Origin of the sequence: uncultured Microbacterium sp., from assembly GCF_913776565.1 — a bacterium.
GTDB lineage: Bacteria > Actinomycetota > Actinomycetes > Actinomycetales > Microbacteriaceae > Microbacterium.
This window is the reverse complement of record NZ_CAJYPF010000055.1, coordinates 1-4,208: the sequence shown is the minus strand read 5'-3', so window position 1 is coordinate 4,208 and position 4,208 is coordinate 1. Positions and strand designations below refer to the sequence as shown.

The 4,208-nt window shown below is 72.6% G+C and carries 3 protein-coding genes, 1 tRNA gene and 1 pseudogene; 1 reads left to right on the top strand and 4 read right to left on the bottom strand.

All coding sequences use genetic code 11. The features are described from left to right. Positions 1-433 precede the first annotated feature (433 nt). Positions 434-506, bottom strand: a tRNA-Arg gene (locus QZ433_RS03465). A 14-nt stretch (positions 507-520) separates the two neighbouring features. After that, the gene (locus QZ433_RS03460; RefSeq protein WP_295780025.1) at positions 521-1,318 is read right to left on the bottom strand and encodes an NRDE family protein; all 798 of its coding nucleotides are present in this window, start codon (positions 1,316-1,318) and stop codon (positions 521-523) included. Positions 1,319-1,539: 221 nt separating this feature from the next. Here QZ433_RS03460 and coaBC point away from each other — a divergent pair, with 221 nt between their 5' ends. Beyond that, positions 1,540-2,751, top strand: coding sequence for a bifunctional phosphopantothenoylcysteine decarboxylase/phosphopantothenate--cysteine ligase CoaBC (gene coaBC, locus QZ433_RS03455; protein ID WP_295780024.1), 1,212 nt, complete (start codon positions 1,540-1,542; stop codon positions 2,749-2,751). 191 nt (positions 2,752-2,942) lie between these two features. Here coaBC and QZ433_RS03450 read toward each other — a convergent pair whose 3' ends face one another. Both QZ433_RS03450 and QZ433_RS03445 read right to left on the bottom strand, forming a co-directional pair. Further along, complete coding sequence (locus QZ433_RS03450) at positions 2,943-3,608, bottom strand: peroxiredoxin-like family protein (protein ID WP_295780023.1); 666 nt, start codon at positions 3,606-3,608, stop codon at positions 2,943-2,945. 162 nt (positions 3,609-3,770) lie between these two features. Next, positions 3,771-4,208: pseudogene (locus QZ433_RS03445) on the bottom strand (hypothetical protein); the annotation flags it as partial.

Below are 4,208 nucleotides of genomic sequence, written 5' to 3'. Positions count from 1 at the left end.
CGCGTCCGACATCGTCTTCCTCTCCCCCGCCGACTCTGGCGGGGTCGTCGTCCTCAGCTGCGAGGTTTTCCGACCGATCGTTCAGTAATCATGCCACGGCGGGAGCGCGGGCCGCAACGGGCGAGCGCCGTGGCACCGTTACCGGCCTGTCCGCACGCAACGGACCGGCGGGCGCGGCGCCACGCGACGGACCGGCGGGGCGCGGCGCCACGCGACGGACCGGCGGGGCGCGGCGCCACGCGACGGACCGGCGGGGCACGGCGCCGGCGACCGGCCGCACGGTGCGGCGCCCCGCGACGGACCGGCGGGACGCGCCGCCACGCGACGGACCGGCGGCACGCCCTCAGGTGCGCCCGAAGCGCCACGCGAGGCGGGTCGGCGCGAGCAGGCTCCGGCACAGCCACTCGCTCGGTGCGCATCGACGGTCGAACGGTGCCCCCGACAGGATTCGAACCTGCGACGCCCGCGTTAGGAGTGCGGCGCTCTATCCCCTGAGCTACGGAGGCGGGATCGTTCCAGCCTACTGCGCGGCCGACTCCCCCGACCGCCCGGACGTCGCGCCGGTGGAAGAACGATCGGAGGCGCCTTCCGGGGAGGAGCGGATGCCGGACCGCAACCCCTCGATGAGTCCGTCGTCCCATGTGCCCGGGGTGGCCGGGATCGCCTCGCGCACCTCGACCCCCGCGGGTCCGACCGTCGCGGTGCACACAAGCAGCGATTCGAGCACGTGCCCGTCGTGGGCGTCGCGCCGCAGCACCGACGCCGCCGGGTCGAGCGTGGACCGCTCGACCACGCCGAGCCACGGCATCCACCACTCGGGTCCCTCGGCGATGCCGGCGGAGCGGAACTCCTCGAGCCATCGCGCGATGCGCGGGGTCCCCGGGTCGTCGACCGCGTGGTGGGCGACCATGTGCGTGCCCGGCGCGAGGCGGCTGCGACGGGCGGTCAGGCCGTCCCACTCCATGAGGTGAGCGCCGTCGGCATCCACCTCGACGAGGTTGAAACCGCGCGTCGTCGGATGCTCCGGGATGCCGTCCCCCACCGCCTCGAGCGGGATCGCCCCACGACTGACGACCTGATCGTCGCCGCGGTCCGACAGGTCCTCGCGGTTCAGCAGCACGGCCAGACGCGAGGCGTCCGGGTCGACGGCCAGCCACGCACCGCCGGCGCGCTCGTCGCGGACGCCCAGGATGCCCGGGCGCTCCGGCCACCAGGGTCCGAGTCGGCGCCAGGGACGGTCGCGGTCCTCGTCGCGGACGGCGAGAAGACGGACCGGCTGCCCCGGCGTCACGGGGACGTGGACGACCACGGTGCACATTGCGTCCACGCTACCCGCGCGCCGGCGCGGACGGGCCTGCGCCCGGCACCCCCGCGCGACGAGAACAGGCTTCGCGATGAAAACAGGCCGAATTCCCCCGCATCCCCCTGTTCTCGAGGCATCCTCCTGTTTTCGACGCATGCCGGTCCTCCCGACCCCGCCGGCCCGACCCCGTCGACACCCCGCCCCCCACTTCCGACCCGGCCTGGAAGACTGGTGCCATGTTCGTCGTCGTGGGAGTCACCGGGGGCATCGCCGCCTACAAGAGCGTGAGCCTGGTCCGTCTGCTGGTCAAGGCGGGGCACGACGTGCACGTCGTCCCCACCGCCGATGCCCTGCGCTTCGTCGGTCAGCCGACGTGGGAGGCCCTGAGCCGCAACCCCGTGACCACCTCGGTGCACGACAACGTCGCCCAGGTGCGGCACGTCGCGCTCGGCCAGGCGGCCGATCTGGTCATCGTGGCACCCGCCACAGCCAACACGCTCGCGTCGATGACCGCGGGACTCGCGTCCGACCTGCTCGGGACGACGCTGCTGGCCACCACCGCACCGGTGATCGTCGCGCCCGCGATGCACACCGAGATGTGGCGCCACCCCGCGACCACGCACAACATGCGCGTGCTGCGCGAGCGCGGCATCCACGTGGTCGGTCCCGCCGACGGCGAGCTGACCGGGGGCGATGCGGGACCCGGGCGCATGTCGGAACCCGACCAGATCGTCGCCGCCGCCCTCGCCCTCGTCGAGCGTCCGCGCGACCTCGAGGGCCTGTCAGTGGTCATCAGCGCCGGTGGGACGCGCGAGCCGATCGACCCCGTGCGCTACCTCGGCAACCGCTCGAGCGGTCGACAGGGCGTCGCCCTCGCGCGGGCCGCCGCGGATCGCGGCGCCCGGGTGACGCTGGTGGCGGCGCACCTCGACGCCGACGTGCGCCCTGATCCGCGCGTCGAGGTCGTGGCCGTCGGCACCGCCGAGGAACTCGGAACGGCGATGGATGCCGTCTCCCCCACCGCCGACGTCATCATCATGGCCGCGGCGGTCGCCGACTACTCCGTGGCGTCGGTGTCCGAGCAGAAGGTGCGCAAACAGGACTCCCCCGGCGGTCTGACGCTCGAGCTGCGCGAGAACCGCGATGTGGTCGCGGGGCTCGTCGCCGTGCGGCGGGAGGGACAGACCATCGTGGCCTTCGCCGCCGAGACGGTGGCCGACGACGCGGAACTGCTCGAGCGCGCGCGCGCCAAGGCGGCGCGCAAGGGCGTCGACCTGCTCGCGGCGAACGCGGTGGGATGGACCCGGGGGTTCGAGACGACCGACAACGCCCTGACGATCGTGAGTGCGGGCGGTGACGTCGTGGCCACGGCATCCGGGACGAAGGACGACACGGCGCACGCGCTGCTCGACGCCGTCGTCGCGACGCGCCGGGCCCGACTCGGCTGAGGCCGGGGACGGCGCGCCGGCGCCGTCGCCACGCGAAACAGGTGTCGCGGCGCCGGCCGCCCTCGGGACGAGCGAGACGCGGGGACGCGCGCGGGTCCGCTGCGAGCACGACCCTCGGGACCGGCGAGGCGCTGGGAGTCGCCCGTAGACGCGGCGCTCTCGCGCCCTCGCAACCGGTGAGAGCGGGCGCTTCAGGCGTTGCCGAGGGCGTCGACGGCGCGGACGATCGCGTCGGTCTCGGTGCGGGTGGTGTAGTCGACGTGGATGTCGGCGAAGCGGATGCGTCCGTCGGCGTCGATCACGTAGACCGAGGGGAAGGGGACGCGGGCGGTGTCGTCGGCGTTGCTGTCGGCGACGTCGAAGCCGAGTTCGGTGTGGGCCTGACGGGCTTCGGCACTGGGCTCGGTGACGATGCCGAAGCGCTCGGCGAGCGCGTTCGCGGGGTCGGAGAGGACGGCGAAGTCCAGGGCGGCGTCGTCGGTGATCGCGGCGGAACCCTCGGGCGTCTGCGGCGATACGGCGATCAGCTGGGCACCGCGCTCGCGCAGAGCGGGGACGAGTTCCTGCTGATAGGTGCGGAGGGTGATGTTGCAGTAGGGGCACCATGCGCCGCGGTAGAAGACGACGACGCCGACCGCTGCACCACGAGCCGCGGAGAGCGAGGTGGTCTGACCGTCCGCGGTGAGCAGCGGGGCATCGGGGGCTTCGTCACCGACGCCGAGCGCGTCCGCGGGCAGGCCCCCGTTGCGGAGGTCCTGTTGTTCGCCGGCGAAGACCCCGGCGAGGCGGTCGCCGATCTGCGCTTCGAATCCCGTGTTGAAGTCGTTGATCTGCTGGGCGATGGACGTCGTGGACATGCGTGTACTCCCGGTTGACGCGGCGTCGGGCGCCGGTTCCAGGAGCGTACGAGCGCTCGGAGGGTCGGGCTCCGGTCGCGTCATGTGACGAGACACGACGTCATAGGCCGTCACATCGTTGCGAGCGAGGGGCCGCCGTTCGACGGCCCCTCGCTCTGGTGCTCAATACGCGCCGTAGGGAGCAAGGCCTTCGAGGAGCGGAATGATCTGGATGATGAAGAAGATCGACCATCCGATCAATGCGATGAGCGCGACGACGTTGACAGCGATCGCGGCCCACAGCGGCCCGAGACCGCTCCGGGTGCGGCGACGGACGACGACGGCCCGGCCGATGATGTACACCAGCGCACTCGACATGACGAGGACGAGGAAGCTCCACGCCCAGTGGAAGGGCCGTTCGACGCCGCGGGCGCGCAACTGCCGCCAGTCCAAGAAGGCGAACAGCACGGTCACCGCGGAGGACACGATGCCCAGCACCGTCACGACGGCGTTGACGAGCAAGCCGTTCGGCGTGGGGCCCAGGCCGTACACCTCGGCGTAGATCGACTCCTGGAAGTAGGTCGTCCAGTCGAACAGGAACAGGCCGATCACGCCCAGGAG